The sequence below is a fragment of the Inquilinus sp. NPDC058860 genome, from assembly GCF_042743185.1.
Classification (GTDB): Bacteria; Pseudomonadota; Alphaproteobacteria; order DSM-16000; family Inquilinaceae; genus Inquilinus.
On record NZ_JBHYMS010000070.1, the window covers coordinates 13,189 to 37,290 of the forward strand.

The following is a 24,102-nucleotide window of genomic DNA, read 5'->3' on the forward strand; positions in this document are numbered from 1 at the left end:
CATGCCTGGCGCACCACAAGAAAAAACCCCGGCTTCCGTCGGGGTTTCTTCGTGGCATGGGCGTCAGCGCACCAGTTGAGGATCGTCGCGTAACCGGCCACCGAGCGCTGCACTGACAGCGGCGATGAAGGCGCCGATCAGCAGCGACAGGAAGGTGGCGAAGGCCGTCGCCAGGCCGGCCTTGCGGGCGGCGTCGGCCGCCTGCTTGACCCTCGCCGCTGCGGCGTCGATCTGCGCAACGACGTCGTTGACACGCTTCTCGGCGTCGGCCTGGCTCAGGCCCGTCCGGCTCGCCACGATCTGGGCCAAGTAGCTCTTGTCGGCAGCCGGAAGCGTGCCGGTGGCGGCGCCGTTCACCATGATGCGGGTGACCTCCTGCCGCGCATCGGCACGATCCGCCGGCGCCGCCTGGCTGCCGGGCGGCGGCCGAAACAGCTGGTCGACGAAATAGCCCGTCGGATCTCCGGGCGCCGAGGCCGACACCGCAGCCGTCGCGCCCTGCGCGGCCCCGGAGGCGACGGTGGCGCCGGCCTGCACGCCGGTCGACGCTGTGCCGAAGGCGATCGAAGCGAGCAGCACCGCGACCAGCAGCGTCGACACGCACCAGGCCAGGAAGCCGTGGGCGGTGTCACGAAAGAACACCTCGTCGGTATGGATGCCGACCCACCGGATCCGCAGCCGGCCGGTGATGTAGCCGCCGAGGCCGGAGGCGATCCACTGGATCACCACGAGCCCGACCGCCGTGGTCACTGCGAAGGTGCCCGCGCTCACGCCTGAATTGCTCCAGGGCGAGACGATGGTAAGTCCGAAACCGGCGCCCAGGATCATCAGCGCAAGCGATACCGCGGCGGCGACCGCAGCGCCGCCGAAGATCGCGCCCCAGGCGACCGCGGACCGAGGGGTCTGGGCAGCCGAGGCGATTCCCGGAGCGTCTGAGAATGTCGTGGTCATGGTATGGCCCCCTTACCGGAACAGAAGGGCCAGGATGATGATGATGGGAATAGGCACACCGAGCAGCCAAAGCAGAATTCCGCGGCCCATTTTAGCCTCCTAGAAAAAGATTGGTGCCTGATCAATGGCGGCTCGATCCGCCGCGTTCCACATGAAGTGCAGATGAACGCTCCAGTTGGTAGCCATTAGCACTTCGATCGTTCGAGAGCACTCACGGCGAGCGAGATGTGGTCCAGCATATGGACGGCTCGCTTTCGACGGATCATCCGCTCGCCGTGGCGCCCTCGGGTCAGGCCGCCTTCTGGTTGAGGCTGCTCTCAGCGAGCCTCGACAGCATCTGGTCGGTCTTCTTCTCCTCCTGCAGCGTCTGGTCGAGCAGCCGCACGGCTTCGGGCAGGTTCAGCTTGGCGGCCCAGGCCTTCAGCGTGCCATAGCGGGAGATCTCGTAGTGCTCGACGGCCTGGGCGCCCGAGAGCAGGCCGGCGTCGAGCGCGGAGGCACCCTTGAACTCCTCCATGATCTCCTTGCCCTCGTCGATGATGCCGACGATGGCGTCGCACATCTTGCCCTGCGCCCGCTTGCCGATCAGCTCGAACACCTTCTCGAGGCGGTCGACCTGGCCCTCGGTCTCATCGCGATGCGTGTCGAAGGCGGCCTTGAGCTCCGAGGATTGTGCCGCCTTCGCCATCTTGGGGAGGGCTTTCAGGATCTGCTTCTCGGCGTAATAAATGTCCTTCAGCGTGTCGAGGAACAGATCGTCGAGTGTCTTCTCAGTCGTTGCCATGGGATACCCCTATCGAATGTCGCCCAGCGGCAGGGAACGGCTGAGTGCGCCACAAATGAAGCAATGGCGCGCCCAGTATTCAGCACAGAGGACGATTGCTTGTCGTCGTCTAAACCGATTTCAACGTCTGACGGCGTCCTTGGCCTTGCCGACGTCCTTCTGAAGCTTGCCTTCGGCCTTGTCCATCTTGCCGTCGGCTTGAAGGTCGCGGTCGCCGGTGGCCTTTCCGGCGGCATCCTTCACGGCGCCCTTCGCCTGTTTGGCGGCGCCAGCGATCCGATCTTTGTCCATGTCGAGTCTCCGGAGTTGCAGACAACAGACGAATAGGCGTTGCCTTGAATTCGTTCCGCCAAGGTCCTATTTCTCAGTGGCGAAGCGATTCGAAACGGTCGAGACAAGGATTAATAATATAACAAATTATAATCTTACCCGACGGCCAGGCCATTACTCGGGCACGACCATTGCCGGCCTTCTGTCCTTTCTGAGCATGCTGGAGAGGATATTCGCCTTCAGCACGCTCAAGCGTGGGTTGGCACTGCACGAGCGATGCTGGCATGCCGGTTTCCTCGGCGTGTTCCGCACGGAGGAGCCGTTTCCGTCTGATTGCCGAGCCGCAGATCGCGTAGGAGGTGACCTTGATGATCGCGTCCCGCGGATGTTTGGTCCTGGGATCAGGCACGATACCCCAGCCACTATCCGCCTTGCCGCGCCAGCAAAGCGCCTTGATGTCTTGTCTATCCTCGATTGAGCCTGGGCGCGACAGGGGTGGTTCCCCTGTCGCGATCAGTGGCAATTCAGCTATCAGTCCCAACCGTCAACAATTTGCTTCGGCTCCGACCAGCCTGGAGACCGTCGTTCGGCCTGCGTGGTCGGTAATCAATGGGCCCTGCCGGACCGGCCAGACTCCCCGTTCTTCTTGCCGCGTGACTTGCCGCCCGGGGATGAAGGCGCGTCGTCCGATGGATCCCAGGACATGGGACGGGGCACGTCGTCATAGCTCGTCCACGGATCGCCGGGCTCCCCTTCGGCCGCCGAGATCTCGCCGCTGCGCTGCTGGCTCAGCTTCTTCTCGACCTCTTCCCCATCGGTGTCGGCCTCGACGTCGCGGTCGTCATGCAGGGTTTCGCCCTGGGTCATCCCGACATTGGCGACCGGGTCGGAGACGTATAGCCAGTCGCGACCGAACGGCGCCTGCGCGCCTTCGTTCCACGGTCCGCGATGGTCCTCGCCCTGCGACATGTTGTAGGCGGTCGCCACATGGCGCGGGTCGCCCTGCAGGATCCCAGGCGGGTAGTTCGGCTGCACGGTCTCCAGCGCTGCCTCGAACTGCCGGAAATGCGTGATCTCGCGGGTCATCAGGAAGCGCAGGGTCTCCCGCACATAGGGATCGTCGGTGAACTTCAGCAGGTACTCGTAGACGATCTTGGCGCGGGATTCGGCGGCGATGTTGGAGCGGAGATCGACGGTCAGGTCGCCATTGGCATTGACATAGGCGCCGCTCCAAGGATTGCCCTGACTATCCTCCAGCAGCGGGCCACCGCCGCTGAGGATGGCGAAGTGAGGCATCGCCAGGGCCTCGTGGATCAACGCGTCTCGCCCCGCGCTGCCGCCTTCGCGCAAGCTGGGCAGGCGATCTCGCGATCGACCATGCCCTGCTTGCGGGCGCGGACCGCCGCCATGTCGGTGCGGACCGGGCCGGTCGCCGTGCCGAACCGCGTCGCGTGCTGCGCCAGGTGGGCGACCCGCGCGCTCCAGATCTCGTTCTTGCTGGGCAGGCAGGCCACGGCCGGGTAGGACCCGCCGACCCATTGCCGCTCCACCACGGCGACCTTCTTGCCCGAACGGGCCAGGGTCCAGGCCAGCAGCTTGCCACCCTGGCCGCTGCCGAGAATGAGGATCTCGAACATTTCAGATTGAGACATGGATCTTTCCTCTCCGTGGATCTTCGGCAAGCGTGCGCTGATGAGCGCCAAGACCGCCTGCCTGGGATTGGTGAACAAACTCCGTTACCGGACGGTCTCCGTATGCTCGGCCGCCGAACGGCGGTGTTGTCTGCCGGCGCAACGCCACCGCTATGGCCGGCAGTCACCCATCACAGGACGACGACCATCTTCCCGCCGGCCTCGTTGGCCTCCATCACGCGGTGGGCCTCGTGGATCTGGTCGAAGCTGAAGACCCGCGCCGGCTTGGCCTTGAGCCGCCCGGCCGCGACGTCGCGGGCGATCTCCTGCAGCGGCACGTCGGACAGCGGGAAGCCGGGTGTCCCGAACACGAAGCTGCCGAAGAAGGTGAGATACACACCGCTCGCCATCTGCAGCAGCGGATTGAAGTCCGCGATCGGGGCCAGGCCACCGAGCCAGCCGGCCAGGCAGGCTCGGCCGCCGCGGCGGAGCATGGCGAGGGAGTCGAGGATCGTGCTGTTGCCGACGAGGTCGAGGACGGCGTCGATCCGCTTCGCCTCGGCGATCCGCTTCGACAGGTCAGGCGCTTCCAACTCCACCCGCTCCGCGTCGAGCGCGGTCAGCAGGGCGAAGCGGTCGGGGTTGCGGGTGGTGGCGATCACCCGGGCCCCGGCGTTCACCGCCATCTTCACGGCCGCCTGGCCGAAGGAGGATGTGGCGCCGCGGATCACCAGCAGCTGGCCCGTTGCGATCTCCAGGTTGCGGAACAGGCAGGTCCAGGCCGTGGCATAGGTCTCCGGGATGGCCGCCAGCTCGGCCCAGGGTAGGTCGGCGTCGATCAGGGCGACGTTGGAGGCCGAGACGCGGGTGTATTCCGCATAGCTGCCGTTGATGGTGCGGCCCAGCCCGCCCATCAACGCCGCCACCTTGGCGCCGACCGGGACCTCGCCGCCGGGGCAGGCCTTGACCAGCCCGACGCATTCGATGCCGATCACCTGGGCGGCCTCCGCCCATTCGCCCCGCCGCATATGCATCTCGGCGTGGTTGATGCCGAAGGCCTTGATCTCGATCACGACCTGGCCGGGCAGGGGCTCGGGCTCCGGGATCTCCCGGTAGACCAGGCTGTCCAGCCCGCCGAACTTCTCCAGCACGATGGCGCGCATGAGGGTCTCCTGTGGCGTACGGTTACGGGGCGAGGAAGACGCGGATGGCGTCCGCGATCTCGCGGGCATGCGTCTCCAGGGCGAAATGCCCGGTGTCGAAGAAGCGGATCTCGGCATCCGGCAGGTCGCGCTTGAAGGCTTCGGCGCCGGCCGGCAGGAAGAACGGGTCGTTCCTGCCCCACACCGCCAGGAAGGGCGGCCGGTGCTTGCGGAAATACGCCTGGAACTCCGGGTACAGCGCGACGTTGCTGGCGTAGTCGAGGAACAGGTCGAGCTGCACCTCGTCGGCACCCGGCCGGGCCAGGTAGTGGCTGTCGAGCGTGTAGCCGTCGGGCGAGACCAGGGTCTCGTCGGCGACGCCGTGCACATACTGCCAGCGCGTGGTCTCGGGCGTCAGGATGGCGCGCAGGGCCTCGCGGTTGGCCGCGGACGGGTCCTGCCAATAGGCGCGGATCGGGTTCCAGCCCTCGCTCAGCCCCTCCTGATAGGCGTTGCCGTTCTGCGAGATGATGGCGGCGATCCGCTCGGGGTGCCGCAGCGCCAGCCGGAAGCCGGTGGGCGCGCCGTAGTCGAAGACATAGACCGCGTAGCGGCTGAAGCCGATGACCTCGGTGAACCGGTCGATCACCTGGGCGATGCCGTCGAAGCTGTAGCGGAACGCGGCGCGGTCCGGCATGTCGGACTGGCCGAAGCCCGGCAGGTCGGGGGCCACGACATGGAAGCGGTCGGCCAGGAGCGGGATCAGGTCCCGGAACATGTGGCCGGCGCTGGGGAAGCCGTGCAGCAGCAGCAGCTTCGGGGCGCCGGGCGAGCCGGCCTCCCGGTAGAAGATCCTGAAGCCGTCGACATCGGTCTGGCGGTAGCGGATGGCTGTCATGGCAGGTCTCCAAAGATGAGCGGGCATGCGCGGCCCGCATTGCGTAACTGGTTTCGGTCAGGAGTGCGGTTACGAATCGGGCAAACGGCGTTGGGCCGACCGGGCCAACGTGCAGATCACCAAGCTCCCCCGCGTCGCATGTTTAATCAGCGATTTCCGAGGCAGGGTCGTGACATATATCGTAACCTCTTTGGTCACTCTGGAGGGGTTATGATCGGTTCAGATAACTTGTCAAGGGGCGTTTTTGAGGTTACTTATCGGAAAAGTGACCACAACCGGGGCCGCCGTGACACATCAGCACCCTCCTGCGATCTTCCTCGCCGACGCGCTCGGCCTGGATTTCCTCAACTCGGTCGCGACGCCGCTGGACACCAGGATCGACTGGCTGTCCGACGGCGACGGGCTGCTCTCCTGGCTGGAGCAATCCGGGCTGGTCTCGGCACCGGCTCTGGCGGCGGTGCGGGAGGCGGCGATGCCGGGCGAGCTCGACAGCGTCGCGGCCCAGGCGCGCAGCCTGCGGGAATGGTTCCGGGGCTTCGTCGAGGACCGGAAGGGGCGCCCGCTGGCCGCGGACGCGCTGCACGACCTCCAGCCCCTGAACCGGATGCTCGAGCGGGACGAGGGCTTCGCTCAGATCGCGGCGCGCGACGGGGCGGCGGGGCTGGAACTGCGGAGCCTCCGGCGCTGGCGCTCGCCCGACTCGCTGCTGCTGCCGATCGCCGAGGCGATGGCGCGGTTCGTGTGCGAGGAGGACTTCACCCACGTCAAGGCGTGCGAGGGGCCCGCCTGCACCTTGATGTTCGTCGACCACACGCGGGGCCATGCCCGACGCTGGTGCAGCATGGCGATCTGCGGCAACCGCGCGAAGCAGGCGGCGCACCGTCAGCGGCTGAAGGAGAAGGTCAATGGGCAGCAAGAGGTCTGATTCTCTCTCGCTGCGAATACGGCGCGGGGTGTTGGTAGCGCTTCCGACTCGCCAGGGGCTGCCCGTGTCTGCTGAGTCGTTGAGGCGGCACCGCAATAGTCGTCGAGCACCTGAATAGATCTCGGCTACTGGATGGTGCGCCTGAGACGTTTTACACGCGCTGTCGGATCTGTCGGATCGTGTCCCTGGGAGTGGTGTAGGAGGCCGACAGCAGGGCGAGGTGGTCATCTGCGGTTCTCCGGGTTTGGTTGCTGACACCAACCTGGACCGAGGAACCGAAGATGACCGAGGACATGATGGCCCTGCGCGGGCTGATGGAGAAGAGTGCTGACGCGGATCTGCTGCGGGAGATGATCGGGTTCGCCGCCCAGCGACTGATGGAGCTGGAGGTGACGGCGAAGACCGGCGCGGCCTTCGGCGAGAAGACCCCGGAGCGGCAGGCACAGCGCAACGGTTACCGCGACCGCGACTGGGAGACCAGGGCCGGCACGGTGGAACTGCGGATCCCGAAGCTGCGGACGGGCAGCTACTTCCCTGGCTTTCTGGAGCCGCGGCGTCTGGCGGAGAAGGCGCTGACGGCGGTGATCCAGGAGGCCTACGTCCAGGGGATCTCGACCCGTTCGGTGGACGAGTTGGTCCGTGCCATGGGCGGCTCGGGCATCTCCAAGAGCCAGGTGTCGCGGCTGTGCGAAGAGATCGACGAGAAGGTCCAGGCCTTCCTGACCCGCCCGATCGAGGGCGACTGGCCGTATCTGTGGATCGACGCGACCTACGTGAAGGTCCGCCAGGCCGGCCGGATCGTCTCGGTCGCGGTAATCGTGGCGGTGGGGGCCAACACCGACGGCCGCCGCGAGGTGCTGGGCCTGGATGTCGGGCCGTCCGAGGCCGAGACCTTCTGGACCGAGTTCCTGCGCGGTCTCGCCCGCCGCGGCCTGCGTGGTGTCAAGCTGGTGGTCTCCGACGCCCATGAGGGGCTCAAGGCCGCTGCCGCCCGGGTGCTGGCCGCCACCTGGCAGCGCTGCCGGGTCCACTTCATGCGCAATGCGCTCGCCCATGCCGGCAAGAGCGGCCGCCGGGTGGTCTCCGCCTTCATCGCCACCGCCTTCGCCCAGGAGGATGCCGCCGCCGGCCAGGCCCAGTGGCGCCGTGTCGCCGACCAGCTCCGGCCCAAGCTGCCCAAGCTCGCCGCCTTCATGGACCAGGCCGAGGCGGACGTCCTGGCCTACATGGGCTTCCCCAAGGACCACTGGTCCAAGATCCACTCCACCAACCCGCTGGAGCGGCTCAACGGCGAGATCAAGCGCCGCACCGAGGTGGTCGGCATCTTCCCCAACGAGGCCGCCATCCTCCGCCTCGTCGGCGCCCTACTGATCGAGCAGAACGACGAATGGGCCGTCCAGCGCTGCCGCTACATGACCCTGGAAAGCGTCTCTGCCTTGGGTGATGATCCCCTCGTCAGCCTGCCCATCATGGCCGCCTGACCAATCCGGCCCATGCCGGAGATCGCGGTGATCATCCCGCCGCTCCTACACCACTCCCAGGGACACGATCCGCTGTCGTTCCGAACCCCAGCGCGATCTCGCTCTGGCCGACACGACAAAGGATCGATCCAGGTCAGTCGGCTGATTGTCCGCCTCCGAGACCCGGAAGAGGAGTCCAGTTATGGCGCCCTCCGGCCTGGTCGGGCCGACAGGGAAGGATGGAATCCGGCCCTTCCGCTTTGTCGCTACACTCAGCGAATCTCGGTGCGCCGAAACGCACGCTCAACCGTAGCCCGGGGAAAATAACGAATGTCGAATGAGGACAGCACAAAGATAATTTACAGCAGGACGCCGGAATCAGCAGCCATGTTGGCAAACGTCAAACGAGCGATGGCGATCACCGCCACACTCAACCGTTTGACGTTCAACGATGCAGACGAAATCCGGGCCTTGTTCAGCGAACTCATCGGTAAAACGGTAGACGAGAGCTTTCTACTGATCCCGCCATTCTATACCGCCGGCGGTGACGAAATCCGCGTCGGGCGTAATGTCTTCGTCAATCAAAACTGCACTTTCTATGATCTTGGCGGGCTCGACATCGCAGACGATGTGATGATCGGGCCGAACGTGAGCATCATCACGACGGGCCATCCCCTTGAACCTTCGCAGCGCCGTGCCGCCACAATCGGGAAGCCCATCGTGATTGCGAGAAACGTCTGGATTGCAGCCGGCGCAACGATCATCGGCGGGGTGACAGTAGGCGAAAACTCGGTTGTGGCTGCGGGTTCGGTAGTCACCAAGGACGTTCCCCCGAATACCCTTGTCGGAGGAAATCCGGCGCGGGTCATTCGTTCGATCGGCGACGACTGAAGGAATATCCGCAAGGGACGAAGCTGGCCAGGTCCGCTTCGGAAAGCCGATTGCGATGGCCGGTTTCGGGCATCCTCGTCGGACCGAGCCGGCCGAAAAGGCCGGATCCAGTGGGATTGGGTATTGTCCGGAGTCGAGGCGCCGACGCGATGTCCGCATTTGGCCGATTGTGTTGAAAAAGTCGTCGTTGCTGGCGGTGTGAAGTCCTGATTCAGTCGTCCTGGGCAGAGGAGGACGCAGCGATGATGGGCGAGCGGACGGTGATGCAGGAGGCGCTGTTCTACGAGTTCAACCTGGAGCGCCACGTGCCGGCCGATCACCTGCTCCGCTCGATCGACCGGTTCGTCGATCTGTCCGGCATCCGCGCGCATCTGCGGCCCTTCTACAGCGAGATCGGGCGGCCCTCGATCGATCCGGAGCTGATGATCCGGATGCTGCTGATCGGGTACTGCTTCGGCATCCGCTCGGAACGCCGGCTGTGCGAAGAGGTGCATCTGAACCTCGCCTATCGCTGGTTCTGCCGGCTCGGCCTGGAGGGCGATGTCCCGGACCATTCGACCTTCTCGAAGAACCGGCACGGCCGCTTCCGCGACAGCGATCTGCTGCGCGAGCTGTTCGAGACGACGGTGCGGCACTGCATCGAGGCCGGGCTGGTCGGCGGCAACGGCTTCGCCACCGACGCCAGCCTGATCCGGGCGGATGCCAACAAGCAGCGCTCGGCGGAGGGATCGGAGGCGGTCGACTGGGAGGCGATGGCGGCGACCCGCCGCTCGGTCCGGGAGTATCTCGACACGCTGGACGAGGCGGCCTGGGGCGCCGCCAGTGAGGCCAAGCCCAAGTTCGTCTCGAGGTCCGACCCGGCTGCGCAGTGGACGGGGGCGCTGAAGGGCCACGCCTTCTTCGCCTACGCCGCCAACTATCTGATCGATCTCGACCATGCGGTCATCGTCGATGTCGAGGCGAGCCGTGCCATCCGCCAGGCGGAGGTCGGCGCGGCCCGCACCATGATTGACCGCACCCAGGATCGCTTCGGGCTCTATCCCGAACGGCTGGCCGCCGACAGCGCCTATGGCTCGGCCGAGATGCTCCGCTGGCTGGTCCATGAGCGCGGGATCGAGCCTCACATCCCGGTCTTCGACAAATCCGAGCGCAGCGACGGCACCTTCGAGCGGGCCGACTTCACCTACGATTACCAGGCCGACGCCTATCTCTGCCCCGCCGGCAAGCAACTCAGGCCGCGCCGGAGGGCCTATCGGACGCCGCGCCCGCTCGTCGACGCGGATGGCATGATCCGCTACCGCGCCAGCAAGCTGGACTGCGACGCCTGCGCGCTGAAGCCTCGCTGCTGCCCGAACACCCCCGCCTGCAAGGTCCCGCGCTCGATCCACGAAGGGGCTCGCGACATGGCGCGCGACATCGCCGCCACCGACGCCTATGCCACCTCGTGCCGCGAGCGGAAGAAGATCGAGATGCTGTTCGCCCACCTCAAACGCATCCTCAAGCTCGACCGCTTGCGGTTGCGAGGGCCGAACGGCGCCCGAGACGAGTTCCACCTCGCCGCCGCCGCTCAGAACCTCCGAAAGCTCGCCAAGCTCATCCCGATGCCGCAGCCGACACCGGCCTGACAGGCCTCAGGCTCAGGCTCCACAGCGCCTGCTCGCCGTCGCTCCAGCGCTCTCTCGGCAGCCGACTTCTTCAACAGAATCGGCGGATTGCGGTCATTTGGCAGCGCTGGCCCGATGGCGCGCTCCCCGCCAACTGGTTGGCCGGCGTCGCCTCGCGCGCGAAGCGATCGGCGGCGAACTCGCTGTGACGGATCGTGATCTGCTCGGACTGCTCGCCGCCCCACAGATTGCGGTCACGCAGACAGCGCGAAATTATGAGGATCTCGCCGCGCTGGTGGAAGAATACCGCCCGGGCGAGCTCGTGCTCGCCCTCGTTCAGTCTGGCACGGCAGCGGCGCACGGCTCTGGGCTGGAATTCTCCAGCTCGCCGCACCGTGCCGTGCCATCGCGTCACAGCTCCGGCAGGTGTATGATATGCCGGAGTCGACGGCTAACCGGGGCTGTGGACGGGCGCCGACCTCGGCCTCGCGAAGCGCACCAATGAGCGACATGCGGAACGGGCGGTGTAGGCGCTCTGGAGAGTGTCGGCATGGTTGTGCCTGTGAACCGGCGGCGCGCTGCGATCATGGCTGCCGACGTCGTCGGGTATTCCCGCCTGATGGAGGCCGATGAGGCGGCGACCCTCGCTGCGATCAAGGACTTGCGATGCGCGGTGATCGATCCGCAGCTGGTCGAGCACCATGGCCGCATCGTCAAGCTGATGGGCGACGGCGCGATCGTCGAGTTCGGCTCCGTCGTCGATGCTGTGGCGTGCGCCGTTGCGGTGCAGAAGGGATGTGAAGACCAGGTCCTCGCCTTGGATGTCCGGGGGCACGGGTGAGCCTTGGGAATTGAACACACGCCAGGTTTGCATCGCAGTGCTCCTCACCATCTTGCCCGGATAGATCCGGGCGAAGCGAACTCGGGCTGGGGCCGAGGTGCTGGGTTGCGATATTTCCGAGGACCAGAAGGTCGTCCCGGCTGCTGAACAGGCCGCAGTCAGCCGGGACGGCACCGGATCGTCACGGCACCTTTGATCTGTGCCGTGGCCGCGGCGAAGGCCATTCGGGAGCGCGGGGCGGGAGTGTCGCGAGCGCCCGGGCGATGAAGCCGTTCGCATACTCGACCGATGCTTCGGGATGCCGGTTTCTGAATTCCGCGAGCGCCGCTTCGCAGGCGCTCCATTCGTCGAGTCCAGCACCGCGGCTCTGACGATATGCGTCGATCACCAGGATCTCTGTGGTCGCCGGTCGACGCTGCATCATCGTCTCCATTCGAAAGACGCGCCTCTCAACGCGCGAGAACGCTCTTCAACTGATTCCGCGCCCGTCCCAAACGCGAACGGACCGTTCCAACGGGGACTTTCAGGCGGTCGGCCGCCTCGCCGTAGGGAGTCTCGCGGATCGCCACGACCCGGATCATTCGCCGGTGAGTCCGCGAGAGCTTTCTGATGCCGAGCGCCACCTCCTGGAGCTCGACCGCCAGATCCTGGTTCGGCCCGTGCGACCCGGTCCACTCCTCGATGGGTGCTGTCCTTGCTCGTGCGCGCAGGCTGGAGAGCCCCGACAGGTAGATCCGGCGCATCATGACGACCAGCCAAGCCACCAGATTCGTACCGGGCTCCCACAGGCGGAATTTGACGTAGGCTCGCGTCAAAGTGTCTTGAAGCAGGTCGTCGGCATCGGTCGGGTTCCGTGTCAGGCTTCGCGCATAGCGACGCAGGTCACCAATCACAGGGCCAACGTGATCCTCGAAAACTTGCCTCGGCGAAGTGCTTTCTGATGGCATCAGACTCGCTCCGTTCCGATGGACTGCGCTTTCCAAAACATCTCGATATCGCTTTTGTTCCGGAATAGAGTCCGAATGTTGTCGATATCTAAATTACATCACTGGTATAACCGGGCTTCTGGGCCGAGTACAGAGAACGAATTTGACAAATGTTAGAATATCTTTTTGTGTTTATCTTCATCATGGGCTGCGAATCCGGTCCGGACGAGATCGGGCTTGAGCGCGTCCACATTTCCTGATCGCGGCAATACGGCTTCGCCATCAAAGCCTGTGCGGAGGTTGGTGCGCAAAGTATTGTCCCACTCCTCGGCGGAAGCCGGCAGGGATGCTTTGGAGGAACCTCGGCGATGTCCGGCATTGGGCGCGGCAAGTGGGCCAGGACGGTCGGAAATGAGCCCGCGGAGGGCCGATCCGACCAATGTCCGTTGTCGGAAACAGGAGAGCTCGAGCCGGCTGTGGTCCGTGTCCGCATCCACCGAGTGGAATGTGTGCGGTGAGCGCCGGCCGAGCTTCTTCGCCGACCGTGTGTAGACGTTAGATTGCAAATTGAGGAACTGTAGCAGTGCCTGACTGAAGGAACTCAGACCCGCCCGCCCATGTTGCGATCGTATGAGTGACTCATACGTTACGAACCTGCTCGGCGCGTTCGGGCTGACGATCACCGATGAGGTAGAGGCGGCAGGCGCCGGCGAGCCGCTCTACGAAAGCGCCCATGAAGCGGTGGTGCTGATCGCGAACAATGGCGGCCGCAGCCTGGACTGGCTGCGACGGCGTCTCGACCTGACCCATTCCGGAGCGGTGCGGCTAGCAGATCGCTTGCAGCACGATGGCCTGCTGAGCCGATCGCGCTCGGGTCGCGAGGTGGCGCTGGATCTGACCCCAGCCGGGAGAGCCATGGTCGCGAGGCTGACGGAAGCCCGGATCCACGCGCTGGCGGCGCTGCTCGCGCCGCTGGATGCCGACGACCGTGCGCAACTCGTCCGCATCATGGATCAGATGCTCTGCGCGAAACACCGGCGGCGGGCGGACGCCGATCGCGGCTGCCGGCGGTGCGATTGGGCCTCGTGTGGTGATCGCTGTCCGATCAGCCGCTCCGTGTCGGAGGGGTGAGATGGCAATGTCAGGCGTCACCCGGCTGACGGTCGTGCTGTTGCTGGCGACCACGGCCGATCAGTTCATGCTCATTGCGTTGCTCTGGTTCGTTCTCGAGGACTCGAACGCACCGGCCATGGCCGCCATGGTGGTGCTGGTGCATCAGGTCCCGGCAATCGTCGCCGGACCATTGGCCGGCAGGTTGCTCGATCGATACGGCGCCGCCAAGCTCATGACGGCCGACAATCTGGCCCGCGCCCTGGTCCTGGCGGTGGTCCCGCTGCTGCATTGGGCTGGCAGCCTCGACCTCGTCGTCGTCTTTCTCTGTGTCGCCACGGCCGGGGCTTTCTCGCCCTTTACCTATGTGGGATCACGCGCCTTGCTGCCGTCGATGGCGCGAGGACGCAATCTTGCCGTCGCCAATGGGCTCCTATCGGTGGGAGACCAACTGCCCTATATCTTCGGACCGGCACTGGGTGGCGCACTGGCGGCCGCCCTCGGTGGAGCGGCGGCAGTCGCGGTGCCGGTCGCCTGCCTCCTCATCGCCGCACTGCTCGCGGCCGGTCTTCCCGCCTTGGACCATTCCCGCGGGCAGTCTTCGGACGCTCCGATGGAAGACGGCGCCGGCTGGCTGGGCTTCCGTCCCCTGCTTTCGGACCCGGCCCTGCGGGTGCTGCTGGCCCTCAGCATCGTCTACTATTTCGCCTATGGCCCGCTGGAGCCGGCTCTGGCCGTATTCGTGCGCGACCGGCTGGGATCCGGCGCCGCCGGCTTCGGGCTCCTGTGGACGGCATTCGGCATCGGCGCGGTGGCCGGCCTGCTGCTCGTCAAAGCCCTGTCCCGTCGCGGCCCAGGGCTGATGAACGCGCTGAGCGTCGTCGCTTTCGGCCTGGCGACGGCACCGCTGGCGCTTGTCCACAGCATGCCGGCGGCAATCGTCTGCATGGCCCTCGGCGGCATAGCCTGGGGGCCGTATGTGGCGCTGGAGGCGTCCGTGATCCAGCGGCGGGGTGCCGGCGCGCCACCTTGCCGGAGCCTTCGCCGCGCGGCGTGCCATTCTTTGGACGGCCGCTCCGCTCGGGGTGGGGGCCGGTGGGCTCATGCTGAGGGTACTGTCGCCCGAGACGGTCATCGGTGTGAGCGCAGGCGCCTGTGTCCTCGCCGGACTTTCCTGCCTGCTCATGCGGGACCTGCGTGCGGTCCGGGATCCGGACGTCGCTGTGACAGTGGCGGCCGTGGAGGACAGGGGCCGCCACCGTCCTGGGCCGACGCAGCCCGTTCACCATCATCGGCACGGGGTGAACCGCCGGTCTTCTTAGAGCTCCAGGGAGTCGGAGTGAACCGGATGCGCGAGCGTAACCTGGAACCCGACTCCCGGGTTCCGCGTGATTTAAGCTTCGAAGTAAAGATGGACCATAATTTGTGCTACTTTGCCTCCCGCATTTGACCGTCTCGCATCGCTTCGCCGTCTGGAAAGAGGTGTTTCGAGGAACGAAGAGGAGGGGGCGCCTATTCATCTGTCGTCTGCGGCGCGGCACGCTCGATCGTCTGCGGCCGCCAGGCGGCAACCGATAGGGGGTAACCCATGGCGACGACTGAAAAGACACTCGACGATCTGTTCCTCGACACGCTGAAGGACATCTACTACGCCGAGAAGCAGATCTTGAAAGCGCTTCCCAAAATGGCGAAGGCGGCACAGTCCGCGGAGCTCAAGGCCGCGTTCGAGACCCATCGCGACGAGACCGAGGGCCAAGTCGACCGCCTCGAGAAGGTGTTCGAGCTGCTCGGCAAGCGGGCGCAGGGCAAGACCTGCGACGCCATCATCGGCATCATCGACGAGGGCAAGGAGATCATGGAGGAGTTCAAGGGTGCCTCCGCGCTCGACGCCGGGCTCCTCTCGGGCGCCCAGGCCGTCGAGCACTACGAGATCTCCCGCTACGGCACGCTGAAGGCCTGGGCCGGCAAGCTGAACCTTTCCGAGGCCGTGCGGCTGCTGGACCAGACGTTGCAGGAGGAGAAGAAGACCGACCAGCTGCTGTCGAGGCTCGCGGAGAGCAGCCTCAACCGGAAGGCGGCCTGATCCGACGACGCCACGGCGAGCAGATGGTGCGTCCAGCGATCGACCCGATGCTGGGCCGTGTCTCGCTCGCCGTGGGCGATCTCGAACGGTCGAAGCGGAGATCGCGATGTTCGACGGCTTCAAGCTGGAGATGATCGAGCTGCCGGAGGCGGCGCTCCGGGGCCGCTACGGCGGGACGGGGCCGCCGATCCTGCTGCTGCAAGGCCATCCGAGCACTCATGCCACCTGGCACCGCGTCGCACCGATGCTGGCCGCATCGCACACCTTCATCTGCCCGGACCTGCGCGGCTTCGGCAAGTCGTCGAAACCGACGGACACGCCCGACCGCGAGGGATCGTCGAGGCGCGCCAAGGCCCGCGACTGCGTGGCCTTGATGGAGGCGCTCGGCTTCCCACCTTCACCGTCGCCGGCCATGACCGCGGCTGCTACGTGGCCTACCGCACGGCGCTGGACCATCCATAGGCTGGCCGTGCTGGACGGCATCCCGATCGTCGAGCGGCTGGAGCGCTGCGATGCCCGCTTCGCCCAGGCCTGGTGGCACTGGTTCTTCTACGCCCAACCGGACAAGCCGGAACGCCCGATCGGGGCCGACCCGGAGGCTTGGTACGGCGCATCGCGGAACGTATGGGGGCGGAGGCCCACGCCGATCCTCGATGCGATCCACGATCCGGCGACCGTCCACGGCATGCTCGAGGACTATCGGGCCGACCTCGGCATCGACCGCGACCATGATGCTCAGGATCGCGAGCACGGCCGGCGGATCATCTGCCCGGCGCTGTGCCTCTGGCCCTGCGGGACGACTCCCACGAACTGGCCGGCGACATGCTCGGCATCTGGCGATCCTGGGCTTCGGATGTGCGCGGCCGGGGATCGATTGCACCCACCACATGGCCGAGGAGGCGCCGGAGGAGTTGGCCGGGGAGCTGCTGGAGTTTCTCGCCGGCTGGCACGGCGACCGGCAACGGAACATTCCTTCGGCCCATTGACTCCATCGAGATCCGAAAAACCGACGGAGACCATCATGACCGATCCGAAGACGGCGGGCCCGCGGCCGCCGCAGCCGGCGCAGCAGCAGCGGCCGCCGGGCACGACATCCGCGATGGACCCGCGCCCCGACCACGGCGAGGATAGCTATCGCGGCAGTGGCCGCCTGGACGGGAAGGTCGCGCTGATCACAGGCGGGGATTCCGGGATCGGCCGTGCCGTGGCGATCGCCTTTGCGCGGGAGGGCGCCGATGTCCTGATCTCCTATCTGAACGAGCATGACGACGCCCGCGAGACTGCCGACTGGGTGACGAAGGCCGGACGCCGGGCGGTGACGATTGCCGGCGATGTCAGCGGCGAGGACCATTGCCGCGAGCTGGTCGACCAAGCGGTGCGGCAGCTGGGCGGCCTTGACATCCTGGTGAACAACGCCGCCTACCAGATGACCCACGAGACGCTGGAGGAGATCTCCGCCGAGGAGTGGGACAAGACCTTCCGCACCAACATCCACAGCCAGTTCTACCTGTCGAAGGCCGCCGTTCCGCACATGAAGCCCGGCAGCGCCATCGTCAACACCGCTTCGATCAACTCGAAGTCGCCGTCGCCGACATTGCTGCCCTATGCCACCACCAAGGGGGCGATCGCCAACTTCACCGCCGGGCTGGCCCAGTTGCTGGCCGACAAGGGCATCCGGGTGAACTGCGTCGCGCCGGGGCCGGTGTGGACGCCGCTGATCCCGTCGACCATGCCGCCGGAGAAGGTCGAGCAGTTCGGCGGCAACACCCCGCTCGGCCGTGCGGCGCAGCCGGCCGAACTCGCGCCGGCCTATGTCCTGCTGGCGTCGCAGGAGGCCAGCTACATCACCGGTGCCCTGCTGCCGGTGACCGGCGGGCGCCCCATGCTGTGATGCCCTCGCGGCCGTCATCGCCGGCGACGTCACTGTGACACCCGACGACGCGCTGCCGTTCGGTCGGCTGGGGGACAGGACCGTCCATCTCTGTATCGACATGCAGGAGCTGTTCGCGCAGCAGACCGCCTGGCACGTGCCTTGGGCGCAGCGGACATCGCCCATGGTGCGGCGCCTCGTCCGCCACCGGCCGGAGCACACCATCTTCACCCGCTTCCTGCCGCCCCGGCAGCCGGACGAGCTGCCCGGCAGCTGGCGGCGCTACTACACCCGCTGGGCGGAGATGACGCGGGGGATGCTGGATCCAAGGCTGCTGGAGCTGGTGCCGATGCTGGCGGAGTTCGTGCCGCCGGCGCTGGTCTTCGACAAGCACGGTTATTCCGCCTTCACGGCCCCGGGGCTCGGCGAGCGGCTTCGTGCCGGCGCGATCGAAACGCTCATCCTTTCCGGCGGCGAGACGGATATCTGCGTGCTGGCGACCGCCCTCAGCGCCATCGACCGGGGCTACCGCCTGGTGCTGGCGGAGGACGCGGTCTGCAGCACCTCCGACACCACCCATGAGGATCTGCTCCGCCTCTTCCATGAGCGTTTCTCGCAGCAGATCGAGGTCGCGCCGGTGGATCAGATCCTCGAGGCCTGGCCGTGACCGGCTCAGCCCTCCCCGACGCGGAGACACGGGTGGGAAAGCCATGACGCAACAACCCGCCGGCCGGGTGATCGAAATTCGCAAGGCGATCGCGGCTGCCGACGACATCCTTGCACAGCACTATCTTGCGCTCTGGGACAGCTATGGCACGCCTGAGGATCAGATGCAGCCTGACGCGAAGGCGCGTGTGCTTGCCTTCATCCAGGATGCCCGCAAGCACCGCGGGCTGGGCGTGTTCATCCCCACCGTTGGCGAAGACGCCAGCTGCAAAGATCGCGAAAGCGATAGGCGGCCGTATAGATAGGATCGGTCTTGGGCCCGTTGTTGTCGCCTGCCACCATCATCAGGTCACGCTTGGCGATCGCCGCAACGGCGCGCCGGAGAACCTCGTTGTCGGGGCCGGCGAAGCTCAGATTGATGACGTCGAGAAAATCGGCCCTCTACCGACCGCAGGAGACATGTTCGGGCCTGTCGGAAAGGCGGACGACGCTTAAGAGGCTGCGATCCGTCAGGCTGGGGGCCGTCCTCGTGACTGCCGGAGTGTTCGGCAAGCCCTTGATCAGGCAATTGCTCATCCAATTTCGCTTTGGATAAACATTTGTTATTCAAAAATAAAAGCGATCATTTTCTAATAATTTAAATATCGGAACGAAGTTGACTGCGTGAGGTTTGTTCTTCTGTTCGAAGAATTTATTGTCGCTTCGAATCGTTTCGTCGGGAGAGAACGATCGCCAGCCTTTGAAGGGGAGAGTTCAATGCCGGATCAAGATCGTGCCGCGGACCGCCCCGACTTCACCGCTGTGGTCGCGCCGGTCCTGTGCGAGCTTCGGCGCTACGCGCGGTCACTCACCCGCAACAGCGCCGATGCAGAGGACCTGCTGCAGGACACGCTGCTGCGCGCCTACAACAAATTCCATCTCTGGCAGCCGGGCACCAACATCGCGGGCTGGCTCTGCGTCGTGATGAAGCGAGTGTTTCTGTCGCAGCTTCAGCGCCGCAGGCGCCTGATTGCGATGCCGGCCGAGGATTTCGACGGGCCGCAGCCGCCGAGCCAGGACGATGCGCTCGACCTCGTCCGCCTCGGCAATGCCATCAACCGGCTGCAGCGCCCTCATCGCGAGTTGGTGGAGGCGGTGGCGATCAACGGCGATTCCTACGAGGAGGCGGCGCAGGCTTTCCACATCCCCATCGGCACCGTCCGTTCCCGCCTCGGCCGCGCCCGCGACCATCTCCGCCTTCAGACCGGTATCGACTTGTAGTCACACTCCGGCCCGATATCCGGAATCTCACGCTTCGCTTCACTTCGTAAGATCTGGCGATTCGGCATTTTTATTTGTCCCATCGAACGACAGTTCGTTCAGGACTGTTGTGACCTTAGCGGGCACCGAAGCGCGTTGCTGCCTTAGCCTGACAGGAGATCGTGATGACCGACCCGAAAGAGCATCTAACACACTGGTTGCGTGACGCCTTTGCCATGGAGAGCCAGGCTGTTTCCCTGCTGGAAACCCAGGCTAGCCGGCTCGAGACCTATCCCGCGGCGCTGGCGAAAGTGCAGGAGCATCTGCAACAGACCCATCGCCAGCGGCAGGACGTGGAGGATTGCTGGCCAAGCTGGGCTCCGATCCCTCCACTCTGAAGGACCTGACCCAGAAGACCATCGCCAATGTCCAGGGCATGTTCCACGCCATGAGCGAGGACGAGGTTCTGAAGCACGCCCTCGGCAGCTACTCCTTCGAGCACTTCGAGGCCGCGAGCTACCGGATGCTGGCCGCGGCCGCGCGGGAGGCCGGCGAGCCCGGCATCGCCGAGACCTGCGAGCGTATCCAGGCCGAGGAGGAAGAGATGGGCGACTGGCTGTGGGAGCAGATGCCGAGGCTCACCCAGGAATATCTCAGCCGTTCGGAAGCCGGCGCTCCAGCCAAGCGCTGACGCCAGCGAATCCTCCCCTCATCCGGAAAGGTGACCCATGTTCATTCATATCAAGCAGCTGCAGTTCAACGCCCGAGTCTCCGAGCCCGACCCGCGCTTCGCCAAGCTCCTGCTGGAGCAGTTCGGCGGCGGCAACGGTGAGCTCAAGGCAGCAATGCAATACTTCGTCCAGGCTCATGCCGCGCGCAAGCCCTACACCGACAAATACGATCTGCTGATGGACATCGCGACCGAGGAGCTGTCGCATCTGGAGATCGTCGGCGCCACCATCACCATGCTACTGCAGGGGGTGAACGGCGAACTCAAGAACGCGCTCGACGTGACCGGCATCCCAAGTCTTTCCGAAGGCGGCAGCGCGGCGAGGGACGGGTTGATCCACGAGGCCCTGGCGATGCCGCACTTCGTCACCCTCAGCGGCGGCGGTCCTCTCCTGGAGGACAGCCAGGGCAATCCCTGGAGCGGTGCCTACGTCAATGCCAATGGCGATTTGACAGTCGATCTCCGCTCCAACATCGCCGCCGAATCCCGCGCCAAGATCGTCTACGAGTATCTGCTGAAGTTCACCGACGATCCCTATGTGCGCGAGACCCTACGGTTCCTGATGACCCGCGAGATCACGCATTTCCGGCAGTTCGAGGCGGCGCTGGAGACAATCCAACCGAACTTTCCGCCGGGCATCCTGCAGGGCGACCCGCGCCATGTCGCGACTGCCTACAACATGTCGCAGGGCGAGGACCATCGCGGCCCGTGGAACGAGGGCGCAGAGGCGCCGTTCGGCCGCGACTGGCTCTATGTCTCCGACCCGGTCGCCAATGTCGGGATGACGCAGGGCGAGGTGCTGCATGGCGACCGCGACGTCGAGTCCGACACCGATGGTGACGAGGTCGAGAAGACGCTCAGCCGGCAGCGGAGCGGCGAGGTCTCGGCGGCCGAAGGCGAGCCCGGCGATCCCTGGACGGGCTATGACGACGTCCCGCGCCCCATGTCCTGGGATCCTTCGGACGACGCACCCTCGCCCGGTGGCGGGAAAGGGCGCGGCAAGAAGAACGGGCAGTCCGGCCGCGCCGGCCGAGCTCATTGATCCGATCGCCCAAGCGATTCGAGTGGGACAGGAGCGCGATGATGGTCGAGCCTCAGAGTATCCGGACGCCCCCGGCAGCGGCCTCGGACGGAGTTGGTGGCCCCGGCGGTATCGGGGCCAAGGAGGCGGCCGCCAAAGACGCCACCAGCCGCGAAGCGAAGCTGTGGCGGCTGCGCCAGGACATCAACGGGCTCCGGGGCGATGTTGCCGCCATCAAGCAGTCCCCGGCCCTCAAGGCTGCGCCGCGGGTGCGGCGCAGCCCAACCGCAACGCCGAGCTGGCGGCGAAGGCGTTCGGCCACACGACGGCGGGGCTGTTCGGTTACACCCATCTGACCGCGGCTATCCCGGCGGCCAGGCGGAATATGTCCGGGTGCCCTACGCCGATGTCGCGCCGGTGAAGATCCCGGATGGGCTGACCGACGAGCAGGTGCTGTTCCTCGGCGACATCTTCCCCACCGGCTGGCAGGCGGCGGCGCAGTGCGACATCGAGCCGACCGATACGGTGGCGATCTGGGGCTGCGGGCCGGTCGGCCAGTTCGCGATCCGCGCCGCGCTGCTGCTGGGCGCCAGGCAGGTGATCGCGATCGACAATGTGCCGGAGCGGCTGTCGATGGCCCGGGCATCCGACAGGATCGTTCACCGTTTTCACCTCATAGGTGATGACGACAACGCCGGCACCAATTGGCGCCGGCGTAGCGCATGGCGACCCCCTCCCTTCGAATCCTCCTCGCCGGCGACCTGGCGCCGGATCTGCCTCACTCTCGCTATCGTTGCAAAAGGAAAGCGGGCACCTCGCATTGAGGCGCCCGCTGGCCGTTGAACGAAGACGGTCGCTCGTCGATCAGCCCTCCCGGACCAACTCCTTGAGAGCCTGGTTGAGGGCCTTGCTGTCGGCGTGCCGGAGGGCCCCCCTCGGTGGATTTGATCGCCCGGTTGACCGCCTGCGCCGCCTTCTTGGCCTTCGCCGACCGAAGGAACCTGCGAGCAACCCGCAAGAGCATGATCGCAGCCTCGATTTCCTGAACTGGCGTCAGGTCGTCCTCGATTTCCTCGACGGGCGCTAGATCGTCAGCCGGTTCAAGTATCGTCATAGTGTTCCTCCTCCTTCAAAGCGCTTCGGTCGCGCAGCCTACCGGAGCCCACACGTATGAACCATCTCTGGCATATCACCCTGAACACCGGTGACGCCCGCAAATCGCCTCGATCGGAGGTCACCGATGCGGCTGTGACAGCGGTTCTGCCGCATATGCGCAAAGCGCTTGCCGGATCGCTTGCCGAGATACCGTTTGTGGGGGAGGGCTATCGCCTCAAGGCGACCGCAGAAGGCGCCTTTCTGCTTGGCACGATCATGGTCATTGGGGCTCTGGTCTTGACGTTCGGAGTCGCGCCAGAATCCCGCGATGCCGCCCAGCTCTGGAAGTTGTTGCATCGGGGCCCTGGCATCGTGACCGAAGCGGCGCAGCCGCCGGCAGCACCATGGCTTGGGGTGCGGATTGACCTGCCCCATCTGATTCCGGGTATCGCGGAGTGGGCAGCCGACTATGAGCGCTGCGTTGCATGGGCTTGGATCGAAAAGCGGGATAGCGGCCACCTCCGTTGAGGCACCAGCTGCCTCAATGGACCGGAGCTGACGCATCAGGCCAGAGATTCTGCGTCACCGGATAGATGAACGGTTTGTCCGCCAAGGTGACGAAGCCTTCGAGCGTCGGCAAGTGCTGCAGCTCCGAAGCGAGCACGATCTCCTCCTTGACGATACTGAGCATCGTCGTGCTGTTGACGCTCGTCGTCGTCCGGGACCCCGCATTGTTTGCGCTTTCGCCGGCCTGGACCCGGGTCTCCTCCATCTCCGCCAACCCGATTTCCTTGGACGCCTTCTCGGCCAGGTCGCTGCTGTTGCAGCGCAGGAACAGGCGGTTGGAAAAGCGCCCGAACAGGGTCGAGGCCGTCTGTGCGCCGTACCGCTCAACGAGCTGGCCGTAGTCCTGGATGGCGCAGACCACGGCGATGTTGCTCTTCCGCAGCCGGGTCACCGCGTCCTTCAGCGAGTTGATCGCGCCGATCGAGTCCAGCTCGTCGATCACGATCCAGGTTCGCGCGAACCTGCCGTCCTTGACGGACGCACGCTCGAGGCCGGCCAGGATCAGGATGTCCAGCCAGGCGCCGATGCTGGGGCCGAGCACGCCCTTTTCCGTGTCCCGATACGGCAGCCATAGCCAGCCCGGGTCGTTGCCGAGCATGTATTCCCGACAGGAAAAGTCGCCGTCCCGCGTGAATTGCCACGCGGCGAGGTTGGTTTCGATGATCGAGCGGACCGAACCGAGGATGCCCTCGGCCCCCTTGGAGAAGGTCGCGCTGTTGTCCGCCTCCAGCGTTGCCTGCAGCTCGGTGACGTCGCTCTGCGTGATCACCTTGTACAGGTCGGCGTTCGACATTTGTGCGCCCGCCCGCATCGCGGCGTTGGCGAAGAAGGTCCGGGCCCGGCGCGCCCATTCACCACTCTCGCCGCCGATATCGGGAAAGAGGCTCGCGGCATAGGTCTGCCATTCGTGCGGAGCCTTGATCTCGTTTCGGAGGTTCCAGCCGACCGCCTCGTCATCGAAGGGCGACAGCACTTTGTCGCCCTTGCGCCGGAAGGATTCCGACATGTCGTAGCCGGCGTCGACGACGATGGCGCGGTCGCCGCGGCGGCGGATGTCGGCGAGGACTGGCGGAGCGCCACGGACTTGCCCGTGCCCGTCGAGGCGCAGATCAGGCCGTGGAGGGTTTCGAGTTGGCGCGGCATCGGCAAGTTGCCGAACCGCACCAGCCCGTCCGTCGCAGCGGCCGGGAGTGTCCGAGGGTCTGTGTAAGTGAGGCCGGGGCGGCATGCTTTGCGGCCTGAGCGCGCTGAGGCCGCAAAGCGGTCGGCGAACAGAATGGCAAACTGCCCCATGGCGGCGGTCCATTCAACCGGCCGTTTCCAATGGATTCCAGCATTGCGGATCGCCAGGAACAGCAGCTTGGTCGCGGCCTCGTCGCTCGGGAAGCTGCCGCGGGT

General features: G+C 65.7%; 25 protein-coding genes and 4 pseudogenes. 17 read left to right on the plus strand and 12 right to left on the minus strand.

Annotation, left to right across the window (positions count from 1 at the left end):
* Window positions 1-63 precede the first annotated feature (63 nt).
* From ACFW16_RS31575 to ACFW16_RS31605, 7 genes are all read right to left on the minus strand, one after another.
* On the minus strand, window positions 64-951 hold the full coding sequence (locus tag ACFW16_RS31575) for a hypothetical protein (RefSeq protein WP_380312815.1): 888 nt from the start codon (window positions 949-951) through the stop codon (window positions 64-66).
* A gap of 289 nt (window positions 952-1,240) precedes the next feature.
* The gene (locus ACFW16_RS31580) at window positions 1,241-1,735 is read right to left on the minus strand and encodes a ferritin-like domain-containing protein (RefSeq protein ID WP_380312817.1); all 495 of its coding nucleotides are present in this window, start codon (window positions 1,733-1,735) and stop codon (window positions 1,241-1,243) included.
* A 120-nt stretch (window positions 1,736-1,855) separates the two neighbouring features.
* Complete coding sequence (locus ACFW16_RS31585) at window positions 1,856-2,026, minus strand: CsbD family protein (protein ID WP_380312819.1); 171 nt, start codon at window positions 2,024-2,026, stop codon at window positions 1,856-1,858.
* A gap of 585 nt (window positions 2,027-2,611) precedes the next feature.
* A complete protein-coding gene (locus tag ACFW16_RS31590) occupies window positions 2,612-3,301 on the minus strand; it encodes a manganese catalase family protein (RefSeq protein WP_380312822.1) in 690 nt (229 codons plus the stop codon).
* A 17-nt stretch (window positions 3,302-3,318) separates the two neighbouring features.
* Complete coding sequence (locus ACFW16_RS31595; RefSeq protein WP_380312824.1) at window positions 3,319-3,657, minus strand: hypothetical protein; 339 nt, start codon at window positions 3,655-3,657, stop codon at window positions 3,319-3,321.
* A gap of 170 nt (window positions 3,658-3,827) precedes the next feature.
* Window positions 3,828-4,799, minus strand: coding sequence for a zinc-binding alcohol dehydrogenase family protein (locus ACFW16_RS31600; RefSeq protein ID WP_380312827.1), 972 nt, complete (start codon window positions 4,797-4,799; stop codon window positions 3,828-3,830).
* 22 nt (window positions 4,800-4,821) lie between these two features.
* Entirely contained in the window at window positions 4,822-5,676 is an 855-nt protein-coding gene (locus ACFW16_RS31605) for an alpha/beta fold hydrolase (protein WP_380312830.1), read from the minus strand.
* A gap of 286 nt (window positions 5,677-5,962) precedes the next feature.
* Between ACFW16_RS31605 and ACFW16_RS31610 the strand changes: the two genes are divergently transcribed.
* The 4 genes from ACFW16_RS31610 to ACFW16_RS31625 all read left to right on the plus strand — a co-directional run bounded on the left by ACFW16_RS31610 (window position 5,963) and on the right by ACFW16_RS31625 (window position 10,577).
* Complete coding sequence (locus tag ACFW16_RS31610; RefSeq protein ID WP_380312833.1) at window positions 5,963-6,601, plus strand: CGNR zinc finger domain-containing protein; 639 nt, start codon at window positions 5,963-5,965, stop codon at window positions 6,599-6,601.
* Window positions 6,602-6,882: 281 nt separating this feature from the next.
* Window positions 6,883-8,082, plus strand: coding sequence for an IS256 family transposase (locus ACFW16_RS31615; protein ID WP_380312835.1), 1,200 nt, complete (start codon window positions 6,883-6,885; stop codon window positions 8,080-8,082).
* 309 nt (window positions 8,083-8,391) lie between these two features.
* Window positions 8,392-8,952 carry a sugar O-acetyltransferase gene (locus ACFW16_RS31620; protein ID WP_380312838.1) on the plus strand — a complete coding sequence of 187 codons (561 nt, stop codon included), beginning with the start codon at window positions 8,392-8,394 and terminating at the stop codon, window positions 8,950-8,952.
* A 242-nt stretch (window positions 8,953-9,194) separates the two neighbouring features.
* Window positions 9,195-10,577, plus strand: a complete 1,383-nt coding sequence (locus tag ACFW16_RS31625) for an IS1182 family transposase (protein ID WP_380312840.1) — start codon at window positions 9,195-9,197, stop codon at window positions 10,575-10,577.
* Between the two features lie 70 nt (window positions 10,578-10,647).
* On the opposite strand, the gene ACFW16_RS31630 is transcribed toward ACFW16_RS31625, so the two are convergent.
* A complete protein-coding gene (locus ACFW16_RS31630; protein ID WP_380312842.1) occupies window positions 10,648-10,971 on the minus strand; it encodes a hypothetical protein in 324 nt (107 codons plus the stop codon).
* Window positions 10,972-11,106: 135 nt separating this feature from the next.
* On the opposite strand from ACFW16_RS31630, the gene ACFW16_RS31635 reads away from it, so the two are divergent.
* Window positions 11,107-11,397, plus strand: a complete 291-nt coding sequence (locus ACFW16_RS31635) for a hypothetical protein (RefSeq protein ID WP_380312844.1) — start codon at window positions 11,107-11,109, stop codon at window positions 11,395-11,397.
* A 181-nt stretch (window positions 11,398-11,578) separates the two neighbouring features.
* Here ACFW16_RS31635 and ACFW16_RS31640 read toward each other — a convergent pair whose 3' ends face one another.
* Window positions 11,579-11,818: a hypothetical protein gene (locus ACFW16_RS31640; RefSeq protein ID WP_380312846.1), complete on the minus strand. Its 240-nt coding sequence runs from the start codon at window positions 11,816-11,818 to the stop codon at window positions 11,579-11,581.
* A gap of 28 nt (window positions 11,819-11,846) precedes the next feature.
* Entirely contained in the window at window positions 11,847-12,344 is a 498-nt protein-coding gene (locus ACFW16_RS31645) for a sigma-70 family RNA polymerase sigma factor (RefSeq protein WP_380312848.1), read from the minus strand.
* Window positions 12,345-12,953: 609 nt separating this feature from the next.
* Between ACFW16_RS31645 and ACFW16_RS31650 the strand changes: the two genes are divergently transcribed.
* The 12 genes and pseudogenes from ACFW16_RS31650 to ACFW16_RS31705 all read left to right on the plus strand — a co-directional run bounded on the left by ACFW16_RS31650 (window position 12,954) and on the right by ACFW16_RS31705 (window position 22,665).
* Window positions 12,954-13,454 carry a hypothetical protein gene (locus ACFW16_RS31650; RefSeq protein WP_380312850.1) on the plus strand — a complete coding sequence of 167 codons (501 nt, stop codon included), beginning with the start codon at window positions 12,954-12,956 and terminating at the stop codon, window positions 13,452-13,454.
* 1 nt (window position 13,455) lies between these two features.
* Window positions 13,456-14,883, plus strand: coding sequence for an MFS transporter (locus ACFW16_RS31655; protein ID WP_380312853.1), 1,428 nt, complete (start codon window positions 13,456-13,458; stop codon window positions 14,881-14,883).
* Between the two features lie 138 nt (window positions 14,884-15,021).
* On the plus strand, window positions 15,022-15,516 hold the full coding sequence (locus tag ACFW16_RS31660) for a ferritin-like domain-containing protein (RefSeq protein WP_380312855.1): 495 nt from the start codon (window positions 15,022-15,024) through the stop codon (window positions 15,514-15,516).
* Between the two features lie 130 nt (window positions 15,517-15,646).
* Window positions 15,647-15,844: pseudogene (locus tag ACFW16_RS31665) on the plus strand (alpha/beta fold hydrolase); the annotation flags it as partial.
* A gap of 693 nt (window positions 15,845-16,537) precedes the next feature.
* On the plus strand, window positions 16,538-17,407 hold the full coding sequence (locus ACFW16_RS31670) for an SDR family oxidoreductase (RefSeq protein WP_380312873.1): 870 nt from the start codon (window positions 16,538-16,540) through the stop codon (window positions 17,405-17,407).
* 34 nt (window positions 17,408-17,441) lie between these two features.
* Window positions 17,442-18,053: a cysteine hydrolase family protein gene (locus tag ACFW16_RS31675; protein ID WP_380312858.1), complete on the plus strand. Its 612-nt coding sequence runs from the start codon at window positions 17,442-17,444 to the stop codon at window positions 18,051-18,053.
* Between the two features lie 43 nt (window positions 18,054-18,096).
* Entirely contained in the window at window positions 18,097-18,357 is a 261-nt protein-coding gene (locus tag ACFW16_RS31680; RefSeq protein WP_380312860.1) for a hypothetical protein, read from the plus strand.
* Between the two features lie 451 nt (window positions 18,358-18,808).
* Window positions 18,809-19,312 (plus strand): sigma-70 family RNA polymerase sigma factor, encoded by a 504-nt coding sequence (locus ACFW16_RS31685; RefSeq protein ID WP_380312862.1) that lies wholly within the window; start codon window positions 18,809-18,811, stop codon window positions 19,310-19,312.
* Window positions 19,313-19,527: 215 nt separating this feature from the next.
* Window positions 19,528-19,982, plus strand: a pseudogene (locus tag ACFW16_RS31690) (DUF892 family protein).
* Window positions 19,983-20,019: 37 nt separating this feature from the next.
* Complete coding sequence (locus ACFW16_RS31695) at window positions 20,020-21,063, plus strand: manganese catalase family protein (RefSeq protein WP_380312865.1); 1,044 nt, start codon at window positions 20,020-20,022, stop codon at window positions 21,061-21,063.
* A gap of 262 nt (window positions 21,064-21,325) precedes the next feature.
* Window positions 21,326-21,693, plus strand: a pseudogene (locus ACFW16_RS31700) (glutathione-dependent formaldehyde dehydrogenase); the annotation flags it as partial.
* 519 nt (window positions 21,694-22,212) lie between these two features.
* Window positions 22,213-22,665 carry a hypothetical protein gene (locus ACFW16_RS31705; RefSeq protein ID WP_380312867.1) on the plus strand — a complete coding sequence of 151 codons (453 nt, stop codon included), beginning with the start codon at window positions 22,213-22,215 and terminating at the stop codon, window positions 22,663-22,665.
* Window positions 22,666-22,678: 13 nt separating this feature from the next.
* Here the strand turns inward: ACFW16_RS31705 and ACFW16_RS31710 are convergent, their stop codons facing one another.
* On the minus strand, window positions 22,679-24,010 hold the full coding sequence (locus ACFW16_RS31710; RefSeq protein WP_380312869.1) for a type IV secretion system DNA-binding domain-containing protein: 1,332 nt from the start codon (window positions 24,008-24,010) through the stop codon (window positions 22,679-22,681).
* A pseudogene (locus tag ACFW16_RS31715) lies at window positions 23,959-24,102 on the minus strand (IS256 family transposase); the annotation flags it as partial. The gene ACFW16_RS31710 and the pseudogene ACFW16_RS31715, both read right to left, overlap by 52 nt.

Coding starts and splice junctions, on each gene's coding strand:
- ACFW16_RS31635 (WP_380312844.1), top strand. CDS start 11,107: ATGGTTGTGCCTGTGAACCGGCGGCGCGCTGCGATCATGGCTGCCGAC.
- ACFW16_RS31655 (WP_380312853.1), top strand. CDS start 13,456: ATGGCAATGTCAGGCGTCACCCGGCTGACGGTCGTGCTGTTGCTGGCG.
- ACFW16_RS31605 (WP_380312830.1), bottom strand. CDS start 5,676: ATGACAGCCATCCGCTACCGCCAGACCGATGTCGACGGCTTCAGGATC.
- ACFW16_RS31695 (WP_380312865.1), top strand. CDS start 20,020: ATGTTCATTCATATCAAGCAGCTGCAGTTCAACGCCCGAGTCTCCGAG.
- ACFW16_RS31705 (WP_380312867.1), top strand. CDS start 22,213: ATGAACCATCTCTGGCATATCACCCTGAACACCGGTGACGCCCGCAAA.
- ACFW16_RS31600 (WP_380312827.1), bottom strand. CDS start 4,799: ATGCGCGCCATCGTGCTGGAGAAGTTCGGCGGGCTGGACAGCCTGGTC.
- ACFW16_RS31585 (WP_380312819.1), bottom strand. CDS start 2,026: ATGGACAAAGATCGGATCGCTGGCGCCGCCAAACAGGCGAAGGGCGCC.
- ACFW16_RS31640 (WP_380312846.1), bottom strand. CDS start 11,818: ATGCAGCGTCGACCGGCGACCACAGAGATCCTGGTGATCGACGCATAT.
- ACFW16_RS31575 (WP_380312815.1), bottom strand. CDS start 951: ATGACCACGACATTCTCAGACGCTCCGGGAATCGCCTCGGCTGCCCAG.
- ACFW16_RS31620 (WP_380312838.1), top strand. CDS start 8,392: ATGTCGAATGAGGACAGCACAAAGATAATTTACAGCAGGACGCCGGAA.
- ACFW16_RS31650 (WP_380312850.1), top strand. CDS start 12,954: ATGAGTGACTCATACGTTACGAACCTGCTCGGCGCGTTCGGGCTGACG.
- ACFW16_RS31590 (WP_380312822.1), bottom strand. CDS start 3,301: ATGCCTCACTTCGCCATCCTCAGCGGCGGTGGCCCGCTGCTGGAGGAT.
- ACFW16_RS31580 (WP_380312817.1), bottom strand. CDS start 1,735: ATGGCAACGACTGAGAAGACACTCGACGATCTGTTCCTCGACACGCTG.
- ACFW16_RS31595 (WP_380312824.1), bottom strand. CDS start 3,657: ATGTCTCAATCTGAAATGTTCGAGATCCTCATTCTCGGCAGCGGCCAG.
- ACFW16_RS31645 (WP_380312848.1), bottom strand. CDS start 12,344: ATGCCATCAGAAAGCACTTCGCCGAGGCAAGTTTTCGAGGATCACGTT.
- ACFW16_RS31660 (WP_380312855.1), top strand. CDS start 15,022: ATGGCGACGACTGAAAAGACACTCGACGATCTGTTCCTCGACACGCTG.
- ACFW16_RS31710 (WP_380312869.1), bottom strand. CDS start 24,010: ATGGACCGCCGCCATGGGGCAGTTTGCCATTCTGTTCGCCGACCGCTT.
- ACFW16_RS31615 (WP_380312835.1), top strand. CDS start 6,883: ATGACCGAGGACATGATGGCCCTGCGCGGGCTGATGGAGAAGAGTGCT.
- ACFW16_RS31685 (WP_380312862.1), top strand. CDS start 18,809: ATGCCGGATCAAGATCGTGCCGCGGACCGCCCCGACTTCACCGCTGTG.
- ACFW16_RS31625 (WP_380312840.1), top strand. CDS start 9,195: ATGATGGGCGAGCGGACGGTGATGCAGGAGGCGCTGTTCTACGAGTTC.
- ACFW16_RS31680 (WP_380312860.1), top strand. CDS start 18,097: ATGACGCAACAACCCGCCGGCCGGGTGATCGAAATTCGCAAGGCGATC.
- ACFW16_RS31670 (WP_380312873.1), top strand. CDS start 16,538: ATGACCGATCCGAAGACGGCGGGCCCGCGGCCGCCGCAGCCGGCGCAG.